Origin of the sequence: Paenibacillus xylanilyticus (assembly GCF_013359935.1) — a bacterium.
Classification (GTDB): Bacteria; Bacillota; Bacilli; order Paenibacillales; family Paenibacillaceae; genus Paenibacillus; species Paenibacillus xylanilyticus.
Window position 1 is genome coordinate 1 of record NZ_JABMCB010000105.1, and the last position, 1,064, is coordinate 1,064.

Below are 1,064 nucleotides of genomic sequence, written 5' to 3' on the forward strand. Positions count from 1 at the left end.
AAGTCCCATGGCAATCCCAAGCTGGTCCAGCCACGACGACACGATAATCATCATAAACCCGGATAGGAGAAACTGTCCCGTAGCTCTCTTATCCCGAAATCCGATCCAAAATAGCCAGGGGCATATCGATAAACCTACTCCCAACCACCATTGTCGCGTAAATAGTACGTGAGTGCGCCAAATGTCAGTCATGTTGCGGCGTGCTTAGACAATCAATTGATAGGCTTGTTCGATTACATGATGAATCTGATTTTCGTCCACCGATGCCACCCCTTTCCGTTATCCGGATACCGATCATTTTTCATTCGATATGTGCCTGCTTTGCCTCTTTATATACGCGAGTTTCCATACAGTATATTCGACGTTACAAATACACCAACCGGCGGCAACGAAGTTGAAGGCGGTTGCGGTGGGACATAGCCGCTATACCCCGCCAAGTTTATATCAGTTGTCGCTACCCAGGTTCCATATTCGCCCGCTTGTAAAGAGGGGGGGAGCATCTGCAGACGTCCGGTGAGAACCAGATGCCGAAGTTGAATCTGGACATCGTCATAGATGGTTAAATGGCCGGAGTAGGCGGCGTAGGGAGAATGAAACATGATCTGCTGCGCGCTTTCATTCCAGCTTCCTTCAATTGAAATCGGCGTTCCGCGAAATTGGATGGTGCCTTGAATTTGCTGGTCCTGCAAAACACGCATCACTAGTTTGCCCCACACAACCGGTCTTCCGGCGACAGATGCATGAACTCCCCATATGGATAAGGGAGGTAAACTCTTTGTACTTGTTTGAGCCGCAATGGACATGATTTATCACTCCTCAAAGTTGGATCACGTCATTATATGCGTCCTCGGCAAAAATGCCAGTCACTGGGCATGAATTCTTTACAGATAACCGAACCTGATCAAGTAAAAGAAGATGGACTATCTCTTATACTGGTTGTTTCTTAATGCAGACAGGTTTCGAACAAAATTGTTTCAACCCATCCCAGTTGCCCCAGATGCAATTTTTACATCGATTTGGTTGTCTTGGGGCAGAGGTAGTCCAGTTTTTAATGCTTGTACTGA

At 47.0% G+C, this 1,064-nt stretch carries 1 protein-coding gene and 1 pseudogene; both read right to left on the minus strand.

All coding sequences use genetic code 11. The features are described from left to right. Positions 1-192, minus strand: a pseudogene (locus tag HP552_RS34655) (CBO0543 family protein); the annotation flags it as partial. A gap of 137 nt (positions 193-329) precedes the next feature. After that, the gene (locus HP552_RS01040) at positions 330-803 is read right to left on the minus strand and encodes a hypothetical protein (RefSeq protein WP_090728256.1); all 474 of its coding nucleotides are present in this window, start codon (positions 801-803) and stop codon (positions 330-332) included. Positions 804-1,064: the final 261 nt, after the last annotated feature.

Excerpts from the sequence above, each read along its gene's own strand:
- HP552_RS01040 (WP_090728256.1), bottom strand. The coding sequence starts at position 803 with ATGTCCATTGCGGCTCAAACAAGTACAAAGAGTTTACCTCCCTTATCC.